The following is a 14,796-nucleotide window of genomic DNA, read 5'->3' as shown; positions in this document are numbered from 1 at the left end:
CCCGCGCCGCACGGCGTCAGACCTGGGACCGCTCCTCGACGACCTTCGCGATCTTCGCGATGGCCTCGTCGAAGGGGATGCCGTTCTCCTGCGAGCCGTCGCGGTAGCGGAAGGACACCGACCCGGCCGCCATGTCCTCGTCACCCGCGATGACCATGAACGGCACCTTCTGCTTCTGGGCGTTCCTGATCTTCTTCTGCATACGGTCGGACGAGGAGTCCACGTCCACCCGCAGCCCCTGCTTCTTCGCCGCCGTGGCGAACTTCTCCAGGTACTCCACGTGTCCGTCGCCGATCGGGATGCCGATCGCCTGGACCGGGGCCAGCCACGCCGGGAACGCGCCCGCGTAGTGCTCCAGGAGCACCGCGAAGAACCGCTCGATGGAGCCGAACAGGGCGCGGTGAATCATCACCGGGCGCTGCTTGGAGCCGTCGGGGCCGGTGTACTCCAGGTCGAAGCGCTCCGGCAGGTTGAAGTCGAGCTGCACGGTCGACATCTGCCAGGTGCGGCCGATGGCGTCCTTGGTCTGGACGGAGATCTTCGGACCGTAGAACGCGGCGCCGCCCGGGTCGGGGACGAGGGGCAGGCCCTGCTTCTCGGCGACCTGGCGCAGCGTCTCCGTGGCCTCCTCCCACACCTCGTCGGAGCCGACGAACTTTTCCGGGTCCTTGGTGGAGAGCTCCAGGTAGAAGTCGGTGAGGCCGTAGTCGCGCAGCAGGTTCAGGACGAAGGTGAGCGTCTTGTCGAGCTCGTCCGCCATCTGCTCCTTGGTGCAGTAGATGTGCGCGTCGTCCTGCGTGAAGCCCCGCGCGCGGGTCAGTCCGTGCACGACGCCCGACTTCTCGTAGCGGTAGACCGTGCCGAACTCGAAGAGCCTCAGGGGCAGTTCACGGTACGAGCGGCCGCGCGCGTCGAAGATCAGGTTGTGCATCGGGCAGTTCATGGGCTTGAGGTAGTAGTCCACGCCCTCGTCGAGCTGCATGGGCGGGTACATGCCGTCGGCGTACCAGTCCAGGTGCCCGGACGTCTCGAAGAGCTTCCCCTTCGTCGCGTGCGGGGTGTAGACGAACTCGTAGCCCTCCTCCTCGTGGCGGCGGCGCGAGTAGTCCTCCATGACCCGGCGGATGACGCCGCCCTTGGGGTGGAAGACGGCGAGGCCGGAGCCGATCTGCTCGGGGATCGAGAAGAGGTCCAGCTCGCTGCCCAGCTTGCGGTGGTCGCGCTTCTCGGCCTCGACGAGGAAGTCGAGGTGGGCCTTCAGCTCCTCCTTGGAGGGCCAGGCGGTGCCGTAGATGCGCTGCAACATGGGGTTCTTCTCGCTGCCGCGCCAGTAGGCGGCCGCGTTGCGCATCAGCTTGAACGCCGGGATGTTGCGGGTGGTCGGCAGGTGGGGACCGCGGCAGAGGTCCTTCCAGCACAGGTCGCCGGTCTTGGCGTCGAGGTTGTCGTAGATCGTCAGCTCGCCGCCGCCGACCTCGACGTCCGCGCCGTCGTCGGTCGACGCGGAGCCCTTGATGCCGATCAGTTCCAGCTTGTACGGCTCGGCGGCCAGCTCCTCACGGGCGGCCTCGTCGGTGACCACCCGGCGGGAGAAGCGCTGACCCCGCTTCTGGATCTCCTGCATCTTCTTCTCGACGGCCTTGAGGTCCTCGGGCGTGAACGGCTTCTCGACGTCGAAGTCGTAGTAGAAGCCGTCCTTGACCGGCGGGCCGATGCCCAGCTTGGCCTCGGGGAACAGCTCCTGCACGGCCTGGGCCATCACGTGCGCGGTGGAGTGGCGCAGGATGTTGAGGCCGTCCTCGGACGAGATCTCGACGCCCTCGACCTCCTCGCCGTCGGCGAGCACGTACGACAGGTCCTTGAGCTCGCCGGCCACGCGTGCGGCGATGATCGAGCGCTCGCCGGCGAAGAGGTCGGCGGCCGTGGTGCCCGTCGTCACCGTGCGCTCTTCCCGCTCGGAATCGCGTTGGATGATCACACGGACGTCTGACACCGGTCTCTCCTGACTGAAGGGGGTGCGGCGCCATACCGTGAGCGCGCGCAGGTGAGGATCGTACCGACCCGCACCCGTCGACCGCGAAACGGTTAACTTTCAGTCCTCGCCTCCGCACGCCTCCTCGAAGAAGTCGAGGTTCTCCTGGAGGGACTTCATCAGCCGGTCCCGCTCGGCCTCGTCCACCTGTACGGGGACGACACCGCGGGCGCCGGTGAGTCTGCGGAAGCCGCCCCTGCTCTCCAGCCGGCCCTGCACCCGCACCGGCAGTCCGACCAGGTGGGCCTGGCCGGCGATGCGGTAGTCCTCCTCGTCGAGGGTGAGGCGGACGTGCGGGATCTCGGCGCCGGCCAGCACCCGCAGCCGTACGCTGCCCTCGCCGCGCGGCCCCGACCTGCGCATCCGGACGACCGTGCCGGTGACCCGTACGGGCACGGAGGGCTCCTCGCGCAGATAGCGGGCGCCGGCCTCGCGCAGCACGGGCAGGTCGCCGGGCGAGAACTCGACGGGTTCGTCGCTCGCGGCGCAGTCCTCGGGGACGCCGGCCGCGGGCGACCACTCGACGGCGATCCGGGCGCCCTCGGCACCCCGCACGAGGGCGATCAGCGCCTCGGTGAGCTCGCGGCTGGCGCCGGCCTCGACGGCGCCGTCGAAGGCGTCCATGCCGCCGGTGGCCCGCTGGTAGTCGATGGCCTCGCGGACGGCGTACAGGGCCTGGTGGAGGCGGACGGCGAGGGGGCGGGCGGCCGCGACGGGGGCGAAGGCCGTCAGTCGGCGGCCGCCGGCCGCGGAGCCGACGAGGACGCTCTCCAGGGTGGTGAGGGCCGCGCGGCGGTGGCGGGCGCCGTAGTAGCCGGCCCGCGCGCGGGTGGCGAGCGCGCCGGCGACGAGCAACTGGCGGGCGGCTGCGCGCAGTTGTTCCTCGACGGCCCAGGACGCGGCCCCGGCGGGCCCGGTCGGCGCGTCCCGCCACCAGCAGATCTCGTCGCTGGGTACGGCGAGCCCGAGGAGCACCTCGCGGGCGGCGGGCGTGCCGCTGCGGGCCAGCGCGAGGAGCGCCTCGCCGAGCAGGTCGTCGCTGTCGGGGAAGGCGCGGCTCTCGGGCACCAGGAGGCTGGTGCCGCCGCCGCCCGGGCCGGGCGGGGTCCAGCGGCCGTAGCGTCCGGCCGCGCCGCCGCGCCGCTGCCAGCCGTGGCGGCGCAGCAGGGCGGCGAGGACGGCCGGGTCGACCTCGTCGGGTTGCGGGGACTGGTTCCAGTGGATCTCGGGGTGCGGCCGTACGGTGCGCAGTGGCTCGCCCAGGGGGCGGTGGGTCATGGTCTGCCTCCCGTCCCGGCCCGCGTCATGATCTCGCACAGCGCCCGGTCGTCGAAGATGCGTGTGGTGGGTATCCGCACGGTGGTCCGGGTCCGGCCGGTGATCGGGTGGCCGGCGAGATTGACCCAGTAGCAGCAGTGCCGCAGGTCGAGGCGGTCGTGGCTGGCGCGCAGCCAGTCGTCCTGGGATCTGGGGACGAGCATCACGACGAGGATCTTGTGCACCGACACCGGGGTGCGGGCGAGCTTGCGCAGGTGGTCGTTGTCGAGGGTGAAGGAGAAGTAGCGGCCCGGCGGGTTGGGCCGTATCTGGTAGGTGGCCTTGAGCTGCACCTTGATGGTGACCTCGTCGTCGACGGTGTGGCCGGGCGCGCTGTGGCTGACGTGCCAGTCGATGCCGTTGTCCGGGAACGGCTGGGACAGCGAGCACCCGGCGGCCGCCGCGACGGCGTGCAGATAGCCCACCTGCAGTGTCTCCATGCAGGCGGTGGTGGCGAGGGTGCCGCGATGAATGCCCGCGCTTTCGGGCAGCAGCCCGCCCCGCTCGGGCTGCGCTATCGCCATGACCAACAGCCTTCCACGCAAAGCCAGTCCCCGTGACGGGCCGCTGAACTGCAAAGACCCGTACTCGTGTTGTGTCCTTCCGGCGTACGGCGCAAACAGCCCGGGTATCACCAAACAGGCAGAAGACGGTGCGTTAGCTGCCGTGGGTGAACGAGGGGTTGAGTAGGTATGACGTACTGGTACGAGGGGCCGTTGGCCGCCTTTGACACGGAGACGACGGGCGTCGACGTGGAGACCGACCGGATCGTGTCGGCCGCCCTCGTCGTCCAGGACGCGCCGGGGGCACGGCCGCGGGTGAGCCGCTGGCTGGTGAACCCGGGCGTGCCGGTGCCCGCCGGGGCGACGGAGGTGCACGGGCTGACGGACGACCACCTGCAGCGCAACGGCCGCTGGCCGGCGCCGGTGATGTTCGAGATAGCCGAGCTGCTCGCCGAACAGGCCGCCGCGGGGCGTCCGTTGGTGGTGATGAACGCGCCGTTCGACCTGACGCTGCTCGACCGTGAGCTGCGCAGGCACCGCGCGTCGGCGCTGGGCGACTGGCTGGACGCGACGCCGCTGCGGGTGCTGGACCCGCGGGTCCTGGACAAGCATCTGGACCGCTATCGCAAGGGCCGGCGCACGCTCACCGACCTGTGCGGGCACTACGGCGTGACGCTGTCCGAGGCGCACGACGCGGCGGCGGACGCGCTGGCCTCGCTGGAGGTCGTCCGGGCGCTGGGCCGACGGTTCGCGACCCGTCTGGAGCGCCTGTCGCCGGCCGATCTGCACGCGCTGCAGGCGACCTGGCACGCGGCGCAGGCGCGGGGCCTACAGGCGTGGTTCGCGCGCAGCGGCACCCCGGAGACGGTGGACACGTCGTGGCCCCTGCGCCCGGAACTGTCGGAGGCGGCATGAAAAAAGTCGGCCCGCGTGACGCGGACCGACTTTCCCGGTGGGCGATACTGGGTTCGAACCAGTGACCTCTTCGGTGTGAACGAAGCGCTCTCCCACTGAGCTAATCGCCCGGGAACGCAGTGAACAATACAGGTCCCCGCGCGCTTCGTTCAAACCGCTTGCAGGTAGGCCGTGAGACCGCGCCTGCCGGACCGCATCATCAGCCGGTGGTTCAGGCGGAACACCGGCCGCCCGGCGACGGCGAACCGCCTGAGCAGCGGCTTGTTGACGTCGACCAGTTGGTCGTAGCGGGCGAGGGTGCCGGGGCCGCCGGCGGTGAGGGTCCAGCGTGCCCAGCCGTCGAGGTCGCCGGTCATCGCGATCTCCAGCACCCCGGCCGCCGGATCGCGCCGCACCTCGCGCGCGGTGATGGTCAGGTCGTACGGGAAGAGGGAGCGGATGCGGACGACGCCGGTCGTGTCGTCGATCCGGTGCACCTCGCGGACCTGGGGCCACCAGCGCGGGTAGTCCTCGGCCTGTTCCAGCGTGTCGTAGACGCGGGCGGGCGGCGCGGGCAGGGCCCACAGGCTGCGGAAGCGGTATCGGGTCCAGTCCATGGGCCGAGTGTGCCCGCGCGGGCGGGCGAGCGGCGGCATTGGAGCTCGTCCGGCAGACGGGTACGTGCGGCAGATGAGTACGTTCTGAGTACGTGCGCTCATGCCGTCGTGCGTGACGCGGGCCACACTCCGGGCATGACGCATATTCCGCCCCCGGCCGAGGAGCTGCGGCTCCTCGACACCGAGTTGCGGCAACTGGACGCCCGCCGCGCCCAGTTGCTGGACCGCCGCGCCTGGCTGGTCGCCACGCTTCAGCAGGCGCTGCGGCCGATCCCGCCGGTGCCTGCCGGGCCGGTCGCCCGGTCCGAGGCGACCGCGCCGGGTGTGCAGAACGTGCTGCTCCTGCTGGGCGGCGTCCTGCTCACCGTCGCGGCGATGGTGTTCACGCTGGTTAGCTGGGGTCACCTGGGGATCGCCGGGCGGTCGCTGGTGCTGGGCGCGGTCACGCTGGCGGTGCTGGGCGCGCCGGTGGCGCTGCTGCGGCGGGGGTTGCGTTCGACGGCCGAGTCGGTCGCGGGTCTGGGTCTCGCGCTGACGGTGCTGGACGCGTACGCGCTGTATGCGGCGGCGTTCCCGGCGGCGGACGGCACGATGTACGCGGCGGTCGCGTCGACGGTGCTGGCGGCGCTGTGGACGGCGTACGGCACGGCGCTCGCCGCGCTGCCGGGTTCGGTCACGGTGCGGCTGCCCCTGCCTGCCGCCCTGACGGTCACTCAACTTCCGTTGCTGCTCTGGGTGATGGCGGCCGGTGGCGGAGTGTACGCCGTCACGGCCGCGGTGTTGCTGACGGCGGCGTTCGACGCGGTGGTCGCGCTGCGGGTGGCCGACCGGCCGGTGCGTCTGGTCGCGTTGGTGTGCGCGTTCGGCACGGGCGGCTGGGGTGTTCTGACCGCCGGGCTGCTCTCCCTGGAGGCGGCCGGTTCGGGCACGGCCGTCCGTGCGGCGGCGCTCCTCGCCCTCGCGGCGGCGATCGCCCTGGGCGTGGCCCGGTTCGCCCCGCACCCGGAACTCGCTACGGCGACGGCGTCGACCGCCGCCCTGTGCGGGGTCGCGGGCCTCGGCGGTGTCCTGCGGGTGCCGGTGCCCGGTGACTGGGTGGTGCCCGTGTATCTGGCGTGCGGGATCGCCCTGTTGGGCGCGGTGCGGGGGCAGGAGGCGGTGCGGCGGGGTGTCGCCTGGGCCTCCGGTGTCGTCCAGGCGGGGGCGGTACTGTGGGCGGTGCCGGCCGTCGGCGTGACGCTGCTGGGTCCGGCTGGGTGGCTGCGGCACGCATGGTCCGGGGCTCCGGCCGACGCCCGCGCCGCGGCGACGGTGGACGCCTTCTGGCCGCCGTACGCCGTCACGGCTCCGCTGCTCCTCGTCGCGGTGGCCGCCGTGCTGGCGACGGCGGTCCGCGGCGAGGAGTGGCGCCCGCAGGCGCTGACCGGCGCGCTGACGTTGACGTGGGCAGCGCTCCTCGTCACCCCGGCGGCGCTGCAACTGCCTTACACCGTCGGCCTGTTGATGCAGGGGCTCACGGCGCTGGCGCTCCTGCTGCCGGTGACGCGGACGGCGACCGGGCTCGCCCTGGTCACCTCCCTCGGCCTCGTCTTCCTGTCCCTGGCCAGCGAACCGGCGACCCTCACCGTGCTCGCCTCGCTGACCGTGGTGTGCGCGGTGGCCGCGTGGCGCGAGCGCCTGGCACCGGTGTCGGCGGCCGCCGCGCTCGGCTGTGCGACGACCCTGGCCTGCGCCGTGGGCGCTTCCGCCGACTGGCGGCCGGAGCACATCGCGCTGCTGGTGCTGGTGGTCCCGGCGGTCGCGGCCCTGGTCGCACCCCGGATCGGCGACTGCGCGACGACGGTCGCCGTCGAGGTGACGGGGGCCGTGGCCGGCCTGGTCGCGATCGGTCTGGCGGTGTCGGATCCGCCGCTGCTCGCGCTGGTGCTGTCCCTGTGCGCGGTGATCGCCGCGGGCACGGCGCTGCGCCCGGAGCGCCGTGCCGTCGGCTACGCGGCCGTCGTGCTCTTCGTGGTGGCCGCATGGGTGCGGCTGGCGGCCTGGCGGGTGGGGCTCCCGGAGGCGTACACCCTGCCGGTCACGGTTCCGGCGCTGGTCGTCGGTGCGCTGCGCCGCCGCCGCGACCCCGCGGCGTCGTCCTGGACGGCGTACGGTCCCGGGCTCGCCGCCACGCTGCTGCCGAGCCTGGCCACGGCCTGGGCCGACGTCGAGTTCACCCGCCCCCTGCTGCTGGGCGCGGCGGCGCTGGCGCTCACCCTGCTGGGCGCCCGGCACCGGCTCCAGGCGCTGCTGGTGCTGGGCGGTTCGGTGCTGGTCCTGGACGCGCTGCACGAACTGGCCCCGTATCTCGTCCAGATGACCGACGCACTCCCCCGCTGGGTGCCTCCCGCCCTCGCCGGACTGCTGCTGCTCGCACTCGGCGCGACGTACGAGCGGCGGCTGCGGGACGTCCGGAAGGTGCGGGAGGTCCTGGGGAGGATGAACTAGCCGTCGGCTACGGCATCTTGTCGCCGAGGAGGGCCAGGTTCTCGATGGCGGCGAGGCCGTAGAGCGCGGTGTCGTTGGAGGACACCCAGGGGGCCTCGCTGCCCGCGACCAGGGTGGCGGGGCCGCTCAGCGGTTCCGTCTTCCAGGGCGCGGACTCCAGGTAGCCGTCGGAGCCGTAGAACTTGGTCCACGCCCGCTTGGCGAGCGCCGCGTCGCCGGTCTGGACGGCGGCGTACGCGTCGAGCCGCGAGTGGCCCTGGAACAGCAGCAGGGAGCCGAAGTTGGAGCCGTAGCGCGCCGCCTGCTCGGCCTTGGTGGCGTTGAAGTAGCGGCAGTAGTCGAAGTACGCCTCGTTGAAGGCCGGCATGTCCACCAAGTGGATGAGTTCGGCGCACAGTTCGTTGAGGCCGAACACGGCGGAGAGATGGGAGACGCTCACCACGGGGGCGGGGGCGACGGCGAACCTGCCGGTGTCGAGGTCGTACAGCCCGCTGCCCTGCACGAAGCCGTTGGGCTGGGCGGCGATCGTCTCCATGGTGGACAGGACGCGCGCCTTGGCCTTCTCCCACTTGGGGCCCTTGCGTTCCCACTCGGTCAGCCACGCCGAGACGAGGCCGCTCCAGTCGGTGCCGAAGCCGATCGACAGGGCGTGCCGGTCGGGTGTGTACGGCTCGGTGCGGATCTTGCGCAGCGGGTCCAGGGCGAGGAACGTCTCGTCGGAGTCGACGTTGGCGTGCATGAGGTCGCCGACGCGTTCGTCGGCGGTGAGGAAGTAGTAGTAGCGGCGATAGGTGGTGTTGGCGATGCGCTGCTGTTTGGCGCTGTCGGCGTAGTGCTGGACGCCGTGCCGGGTGCCGAGGCCCGCCCACTGGCCGAGGTGGTAGACGTCGACCTCGCCGGTGTGCCGGGTCATCGCCTCGGCGAAGCGGAAGATGTCCGCGCGGCCGGAGCGCAGGTACGCGAACCACAGCCAGAGGTCCGGCGACAGCTCGGAGTTGTCCCAGGCGTAGCCGCCGATGTCGTACCGCCACTGGTGCCGGACGCTGTCGTACGTGTGCATGATGTCGCCGTAGTCCCAGAAGCCGTACCAACGGCGTTGCTCCACCTGGTCCTTGTAGTACGTGAAGAGGAAGTCGAGGTGGTCCTCGATCTTCGCCTTGGCCGGGGTGGAGCGGTCCGGCTCGGAGTAGAGGCCGGGGCCGAAGACCTTGGCCTTGACGAGTTGCCCGGGTGGGGCGGCGAGTTGCGGCAACACCCGTACGGCTGCGACCTGTTCGGCGAGTTTCTCGGGCGTGGGCGTCGACTCGTTGGCCCAGAAGAGGAGTTCGGAGGTACGGGCGATGCCGTAGGGGGTGCCGAAGCCGGGCTCGTAGTCCTCGTAGGTGATGTTGAGGCCTTCGAGCTGTTCGGGGAAGGTGTCCTGGCCCATGCCGTCGTGGTAGAAGCGCAGGTCCATGGGCTGTGCCTCGGGCGACCAGAGCCAGAGGGTGACCTCGGCCGCGTCGGTGTGCGCGTCACGGATGTCGAGCTGGCTCGGGTGTTTCTCCCAGAAGTCCCGTAGCCCGAAGGAGAGTCCGCCGCTCGCGCCGCCGACGTACCCGAAGCCGGAGGCGCGCCTGCCGCCGCCGGCGCCGATCCAGCCGTAGCCCTTCTTGGTGCGCTTGCGGAGGGTGAAGCCGTCGGCGGAGAGCTGGGAGAGGGTGTAGTCGCCCCACTCGGGGATGTATTGGAGGCGGGTGGTGACCCGTTGGTCCCAGGTGGCCGGGTCGGGCAGCTTCTGCCCCGCGTACTGGGCGGCCTGGACGGCCGCGCCCGGGTCGCGGCGCAGTCCGGTGATGCCTTTGACGGCTTCCCTCAGCAGGCCGGTGCCCTCGCCGCCGATGCGGATGTGGCGGTCGTAGGACGCGTCGCGCATCGGGACGGTGAAGCGGACGCCGAGGCCGCGGATGAAGTCGCCGCTCGCCTTGCCGGGTTCCTGTTTCCCGTCGTAGGTGATGGTGTGCACCATGCGGAAGGAGTCGGCGCCCGCGTAGAAGTAGAGGCGGAGGGAGAACGGGAGCCAACTGCGGCTGCCCTTGCGGTGCTTGCCGTCGATGCGGACCACCGCGCGGACGGGGCCCGCCTGTTCGACGGTGACGGCGTCGATGGCGCCCTCGAACCGCTCGGTCTTGACGGTGCCCTGGTCCTCGTCCTCGATCTCGGGCTGGCGGATCAGGACGAGGCGGCCGTCCCTGGCGATCTCGGTGGAGCCGCGGGTGACCGACTTAATGAGCGTGGCCCCGGACTTGCCGATCCGCGCGGTGATGACGCCGGTGGAGACGTCGATGGTGCCGCCGCTCTTGCCGACGGTGACCCTCTGGGCGGGGGCGGCGGGCGCGCCGGGGGCGAGGGTGAGCTTTCCGGTGCCCGAACTCACCGCGTGCGCGGTCCACTTGAGCGATCCGTCCGGCCAGTACGCGAGCGGCCAGGACTGTACGGGGACGTCCTTGCCGGCGGTGTCCGTCAGCGCGAAGGTCTGGTCCTCCCGGTGGGCGCCCATGGGCCAGGGCACGCCGAGCGTGGTGCCGGGGGCGGCGCCGAGACCGCCGTCCTCCAGCCAGTCCAGGGTGACCGGATCGGCGTCCGCCGCCTCGGTTCTCGGCGCGGCCTCGGCGTCCTTCGCACCCAGCGCCCAACTGAACTGCGCGGCGGCGCCGGCGACGGCCGCCGCCTTGAGGAGGGACCTGCGGGGGATGGGAGACATGGGTTGCGGCCTTCCTTTGCGTGCGGGATGCGATCCGTGCGGTTGGTCAGGGGCATGACAGAGAAGAATTACGGTGCCGTTCAGGGCGCCGACCAGGGTGTTCAACGGTCGCGGTAGCGCTGCTCCACGGCCACGGCCGCCGCCGCCACCGCCCCCAGGACGGGGACCGCGAGCGGTACGACGACCCAGCCGGACAGGGCCACCATGGCCAGCCCGGCGATGAGCAGGAACGATCCGGCGGGGTCGAGCACCGTACGGCGGCCGGCCTGCGCGAGCAGGGCGCGCCAGGAGTCGCCCGGCGTCCAGACCGCCGCCGCGCGCAGTCCGGCGACCATGAGGCCGATGAGCGCGAACAGGCCGACGGCCCCGACGAACGGCCCGCCGGGAATCCCGGCCCGCGCGGCCTGGACGTCCACCCACACGGCGGCCACCGCCAGCCATCCGACCACCCCGGCGACCCAGCCGCCGCGCACGGCGGACCGGAAGTCGGCGACGAACTCCCGCCCGCCGCCGCGCTCATGGGCGATACGGCGGCGCAGATGCCGGGACCCGGCGGCGAACGCGGCCGGATACGTGACCACGCCGACCGAGGCCACCGCGATCCACACACCGGTGAGCAGACACTCGGCGAACACCCCGAACCGCTCGGCGAGGACGGACTCCTCGCGCTGCGTGCGGCGCTCTTTACGACCACGGGCTTTCACGCGTGCTTCGGCCATGACGTGACCCGCCTCAGCCCTTCAGTCCGGAGGTCGCCATTCCGTCGATGAGGTACCGCTGGAAGGCGAGGAAGAAGAGCACCACCGGCAGCAGCGCCACCAGCGACATGGCGATCAGTCCGCCGTAGTTGGAGGCGACGCCGTCGGAGTCGCGGAACATCGTCAGCCCGAGGGAGACGGTGTACTTGCCGGGCTCGTTGAGGTAGATCAGCGGGCCCATGAAGTCGTTCCAGGCGTTGATGAAGGTGAAGATGGCGCTGGTGATGAGCGCGGGCCGGCACAGCGGCAAGACGATCGACCAGTAGATGCGCAGGTGCCCGCACCCGTCGAGGCGGGCGGCCTCGTCCAGCTCCCGGGGCAGGTTGCGCATGAACTGCACCATCAGGAAGACGAAGAACGCCTCGGTGGCCAGGTACTTGCCGATGAGCAGCGGCACGTAGGTGTTGATCAGCTCCAGCTTCTGGAACATCACGTACTGCGGGATGAGCAGCACGTGGTAGGGCAGCAGGAGCGTGCCGATCATCAGCGAGAACAGCAGGTTCCGGCCGGCGAACCTGATCTTGGCGAAGGCGTACGCGGTCAGCGAGCAGGAGACGAGGATGCCGACGACGGAGCCGAGCGCGTAGAAGAGGGAGTTCTGGAAGAACGTCCCGATGCTGATGTCCGCTATGCCGTCGGCCAGGCCCTTGAAGTTGCCGAGGACGGGGTGGGTGGGGAACAGGTCGAGACTGTTGATGATCTGCTTACTGGGTTTGAACGAGGCGCCGACGACCCACAGCACCGGGTAGAGCACGACCGCGAGGACGAGCAGCGAGCCGACGTGCCAGCCGAGCGAGCCGGCCCGTCTGCGGCCGAGGCCGGCCGACTTGTACGCGGCGGGCGGGCCGGGGGGTGGACCGGCGGGTGCGGCGGTGGGCGTGGTGGTGGCGCTCATCGGGCGTCCTCCGCGTCGTTTTCGTAATGCACCCACTTCTTCTGCGACCAGAAGAGGACGGCCGTCACGAGGGCCACGGCCAGCAGCAGCATCCAGGCCATCGCGGAGGCGAAGCCCATCTGCGCGTTCTTGAAGCCCTGCTGGTAGAGGTAGCAGGTGTAGACGAGCGTGGCGTCGGCCGGGCCGCAGTAGGTGTTGGAGACGACGTAGGCCGAGCCGAAGATCTGGAAGGAGTGGATGGTCTCCAGCAGCACGTTGAAGAAGAGCACCGGGGAAATCATCGGGAGCGTGATGCTCCAGAACCGGCGGAACGGCCCGGCGCCGTCCAGCGCGGCCGCCTCGTACAGGTCCCTGGGCACCTGCTTGAGGCCGGCCAGGAAGATGACCATGGGCGCGCCGAACTGCCAGACGGTGAGCGCGACCAGGCAGTACAGGATCCAGTCGGGGTTGCCGACCCAGCCGCCGGCATGGACGCCGAAGACCGACATCGCCCGGTCGACGATCGCGTCGTCGGAGAACATGGACCGCCAGACGAAGGCGATCGACACGCTCGCGCCGATGAGCGAGGGAGCGTAGAAGGCGGCCCGGTAGAAGGCCTGGCCGCGTCGGCTCTGGGCGAGCAGGAGGGCGACGCCGAGCGCGAGCAGCAGTTTCAGGGGCGTGCCGATGACGACGTACTTCGCCGTCACTTCGACCGACTTCTGCCAGCGCGGATCGTCGAGCGTCTTCGTGAAGTTGTCGAAGCCGATCCACTTCGGGCTGTTGAAGAGGTTGTAGTCGGTGAAGGCGAAGTAGAGCGACGCCGCCATGGGGCCCGCGGTGAGCAGGACGAAGCCGGCGATCCACGGGGACATGAAGAGGTAGCCGGCGAGGTTCTCCCGGCGCCCCCGCCGCTTGCCGACGGCGGGGGCTGTGGAGCGGGCCTTCCGGGTGGTGGGCGGAGATTCCTTGACGAGCGTCACAGTTGGGTTCCCCATCAGGCGTCAGGCTTGGAAAGCGGCCTCGGACTCGTCGAAGAACTGCTTCACGGCGTCGGAGACCTTGGTCTTTCCCAGGCTCATGTCACCGGCGATGCGCAGGAACGCCGCCTCGATGGTGTCTGCGCCGGAGGGGTGCGGGGTGATCGTGCCGAGGACGCCCGCCTTCGCGGTGTCGGCCTCGTACTGGGCGATCTCCTTGGCGACCGCGTCGGTCGGCTTGAACGCCGCGTACTGCTCGGTGCTGGCGAGGATGCCCCGGTCGTAGCCCATGATCCTGCCGACCTCGGGGTCGTGGACCATGAAGTCGATGAACTGGGCGACCTCCTTGGGATGCGCGGTGCGCGCGGAGGCGCTGAGCATCAGGGAGGCGAGGTACTGGCCGGTGTTCTTGCCGTCCATGGTGGGGATCGGGGCGAGGCCGTACTCGCTGTCGCCCTCGGCGGTGTAGCGGACGGTGAAGTTGTCCCAGGTGAACTCCGAGGCGGCGTGCCCGGCCGAGAGGGAGGACTTGGGTCGGTCCTGGGCGACGGTCTTCGGGTCGGTGACGACTCCGGCCTTGGTGCGGTTGTAGCCGTCCTGCCACCACTCCGTCAGATCGGCCTTGTCGAAGCCGAGTCCGTCCTTGGTGAAGAACGCCTTTCCGTTCTGACGGAGATACAGGTCGTACAGGTACATGATGCTGAAGTAGCCGGTGTCCCCGGGGACCTTCGTCTTGTCGTAGATGGTCTTCAGGGCCTTGAAGTAGTCGTCCCAGGTCCAGCCGGGAGTGGCCGTGACGCCCGCCTTCTGGAACGCCTTCTTGTCGATGACCAGCGCCATGGTATTGGAGCCCACCGGAACACCGAGCTGCTTGCCGTCGACCTCGCCGACCTTGGTGACGCCCTCGCGGAAGTCGTCGAGTCTCAGATGACCCGCGTCCACCTGGGACTTGAGGTCGAGGAGGATTCCTCTCTTGTCGTACTTCCGAAGAAATCCGACGGCATTCTGGAATACGTCCGGCGGATTTCCGCCGGCCGCCTGTGTCTGGAACTTCTCCCAGAATGCGACGTAGTCCTGAAAGTCACCTTGAACCTTGATCTTCGGGTACTTCTTCTCGAAGAGCGCGATGCTCTGGTTGATCCTCTTCGTGCGCTCCTCTGCGCCCCACCACGCATAACGGATCGTCACCGTCCCGTTCCCTGAACCGCTGTCGCCCCCGCATCCCGTCGTCGCGGCCAGCCCGAGCGTGGCCGCCGTCGCTCCGGCCGCCTTGAGGATCGTTCGCCTCTCAACATTCCTGCTAGTTCCCACAGTCGGGCCCTCCCCGGAGCGTCGTTGGCGCCTGCATGAATCGTTTCAAGTAAGCGCTTGCTGGCACAAGGTACGAGGGGGTTGAGGGAGCGTCAATGATTCGGACAGGAATTTCTTGGGGGTGGGATCTGCGGGGAGGGGGGTGGGGGCGGGTGGTGTTGTGTCTGCTGCGCGGCTAACTCGCAGGTGAGGGACGTTTGTTCGGCGTCTCGAACTGGTGAGTGGGGGTTGGGGGATTGAATTGGTGGGCTGGAATCCGGCTGGGGGGAGGGGGGTTGCG

The 14,796-nt window shown here is 70.4% G+C and carries 11 protein-coding genes and 1 tRNA gene; 2 read left to right on the top strand and 10 right to left on the bottom strand.

The window, feature by feature from the left end:
* Positions 1 to 16: 16 nt before the first annotated feature.
* The 3 genes from thrS to BMZ82_RS14960 all read right to left on the bottom strand — a co-directional run bounded on the left by thrS (position 17) and on the right by BMZ82_RS14960 (position 3,873).
* On the bottom strand, positions 17 to 1,993 hold the full coding sequence (thrS, locus tag BMZ82_RS14970; RefSeq protein ID WP_093775779.1) for a threonine--tRNA ligase: 1,977 nt from the start codon (positions 1,991 to 1,993) through the stop codon (positions 17 to 19).
* A 99-nt stretch (positions 1,994 to 2,092) separates the two neighbouring features.
* Complete coding sequence (locus BMZ82_RS14965) at positions 2,093 to 3,310, bottom strand: hypothetical protein (protein ID WP_093775777.1); 1,218 nt, start codon at positions 3,308 to 3,310, stop codon at positions 2,093 to 2,095.
* Positions 3,307 to 3,873 carry a DUF4365 domain-containing protein gene (locus BMZ82_RS14960; protein WP_093775775.1) on the bottom strand — a complete coding sequence of 189 codons (567 nt, stop codon included), beginning with the start codon at positions 3,871 to 3,873 and terminating at the stop codon, positions 3,307 to 3,309. Before BMZ82_RS14960 ends, BMZ82_RS14965 begins: the two co-directional genes overlap by 4 nt.
* Before the next feature lie 168 nt (positions 3,874 to 4,041).
* Between BMZ82_RS14960 and BMZ82_RS14955 the strand changes: the two genes are divergently transcribed.
* On the top strand, positions 4,042 to 4,767 hold the full coding sequence (locus BMZ82_RS14955) for a 3'-5' exonuclease (protein WP_093775773.1): 726 nt from the start codon (positions 4,042 to 4,044) through the stop codon (positions 4,765 to 4,767).
* A gap of 38 nt (positions 4,768 to 4,805) precedes the next feature.
* Here the strand turns inward: BMZ82_RS14955 and BMZ82_RS14950 are convergent.
* Together BMZ82_RS14950 and BMZ82_RS14945 are read right to left on the bottom strand one after the other, a co-directional pair.
* Positions 4,806 to 4,877: transfer RNA gene (locus BMZ82_RS14950), tRNA-Val, on the bottom strand.
* 39 nt (positions 4,878 to 4,916) lie between these two features.
* A complete protein-coding gene (locus tag BMZ82_RS14945) occupies positions 4,917 to 5,363 on the bottom strand; it encodes an SRPBCC family protein (protein ID WP_093776024.1) in 447 nt (148 codons plus the stop codon).
* A gap of 135 nt (positions 5,364 to 5,498) precedes the next feature.
* On the opposite strand from BMZ82_RS14945, the gene BMZ82_RS14940 reads away from it, so the two are divergent.
* Positions 5,499 to 7,850 (top strand): SCO7613 C-terminal domain-containing membrane protein, encoded by a 2,352-nt coding sequence (locus BMZ82_RS14940; RefSeq protein WP_093776022.1) that lies wholly within the window; start codon positions 5,499 to 5,501, stop codon positions 7,848 to 7,850.
* 7 nt (positions 7,851 to 7,857) lie between these two features.
* Here BMZ82_RS14940 and BMZ82_RS14935 read toward each other — a convergent pair whose 3' ends face one another.
* The 5 genes from BMZ82_RS14935 to BMZ82_RS14915 all read right to left on the bottom strand — a co-directional run bounded on the left by BMZ82_RS14935 (position 7,858) and on the right by BMZ82_RS14915 (position 14,516).
* Complete coding sequence (locus BMZ82_RS14935; RefSeq protein WP_093775771.1) at positions 7,858 to 10,593, bottom strand: exo-rhamnogalacturonan lyase family protein; 2,736 nt, start codon at positions 10,591 to 10,593, stop codon at positions 7,858 to 7,860.
* A gap of 101 nt (positions 10,594 to 10,694) precedes the next feature.
* Positions 10,695 to 11,312 carry a hypothetical protein gene (locus BMZ82_RS14930; RefSeq protein ID WP_093775769.1) on the bottom strand — a complete coding sequence of 206 codons (618 nt, stop codon included), beginning with the start codon at positions 11,310 to 11,312 and terminating at the stop codon, positions 10,695 to 10,697.
* A gap of 13 nt (positions 11,313 to 11,325) precedes the next feature.
* On the bottom strand, positions 11,326 to 12,246 hold the full coding sequence (locus BMZ82_RS14925) for a carbohydrate ABC transporter permease (protein WP_093775767.1): 921 nt from the start codon (positions 12,244 to 12,246) through the stop codon (positions 11,326 to 11,328).
* Positions 12,243 to 13,208 (bottom strand): carbohydrate ABC transporter permease, encoded by a 966-nt coding sequence (locus tag BMZ82_RS14920; protein ID WP_093775766.1) that lies wholly within the window; start codon positions 13,206 to 13,208, stop codon positions 12,243 to 12,245. Before BMZ82_RS14920 ends, BMZ82_RS14925 begins: the two co-directional genes overlap by 4 nt.
* 21 nt (positions 13,209 to 13,229) lie before the next feature.
* Positions 13,230 to 14,516, bottom strand: coding sequence for an ABC transporter substrate-binding protein (locus BMZ82_RS14915; protein ID WP_093775765.1), 1,287 nt, complete (start codon positions 14,514 to 14,516; stop codon positions 13,230 to 13,232).
* Positions 14,517 to 14,796 lie beyond the last annotated feature (280 nt).

The organism is Streptomyces sp. yr375 (assembly GCF_900110755.1).
In the GTDB taxonomy this organism is placed as follows: Bacteria; Actinomycetota; Actinomycetes; order Streptomycetales; family Streptomycetaceae; genus Streptomyces.
The sequence above is the reverse complement of the archived record's forward strand: the minus strand, read 5'-3'. Positions and strand labels throughout refer to the sequence as shown.

What these genes read in the sequence shown, in the direction of transcription:
- BMZ82_RS14965 (WP_093775777.1), bottom strand. Translation starts at nt 3,310, where the DNA reads ATGACCCACCGCCCCCTGGGCGAGCCACTGCGCACCGTACGGCCGCAC.
- BMZ82_RS14960 (WP_093775775.1), bottom strand. Translation starts at nt 3,873, where the DNA reads ATGGCGATAGCGCAGCCCGAGCGGGGCGGGCTGCTGCCCGAAAGCGCG.
- BMZ82_RS14955 (WP_093775773.1), top strand. Translation starts at nt 4,042, where the DNA reads ATGACGTACTGGTACGAGGGGCCGTTGGCCGCCTTTGACACGGAGACG.
- BMZ82_RS14945 (WP_093776024.1), bottom strand. Translation starts at nt 5,363, where the DNA reads ATGGACTGGACCCGATACCGCTTCCGCAGCCTGTGGGCCCTGCCCGCG.
- BMZ82_RS14940 (WP_093776022.1), top strand. Translation starts at nt 5,499, where the DNA reads ATGACGCATATTCCGCCCCCGGCCGAGGAGCTGCGGCTCCTCGACACC.
- BMZ82_RS14935 (WP_093775771.1), bottom strand. Translation starts at nt 10,593, where the DNA reads ATGTCTCCCATCCCCCGCAGGTCCCTCCTCAAGGCGGCGGCCGTCGCC.
- BMZ82_RS14930 (WP_093775769.1), bottom strand. Translation starts at nt 11,312, where the DNA reads ATGGCCGAAGCACGCGTGAAAGCCCGTGGTCGTAAAGAGCGCCGCACG.
- BMZ82_RS14925 (WP_093775767.1), bottom strand. Translation starts at nt 12,246, where the DNA reads ATGAGCGCCACCACCACGCCCACCGCCGCACCCGCCGGTCCACCCCCC.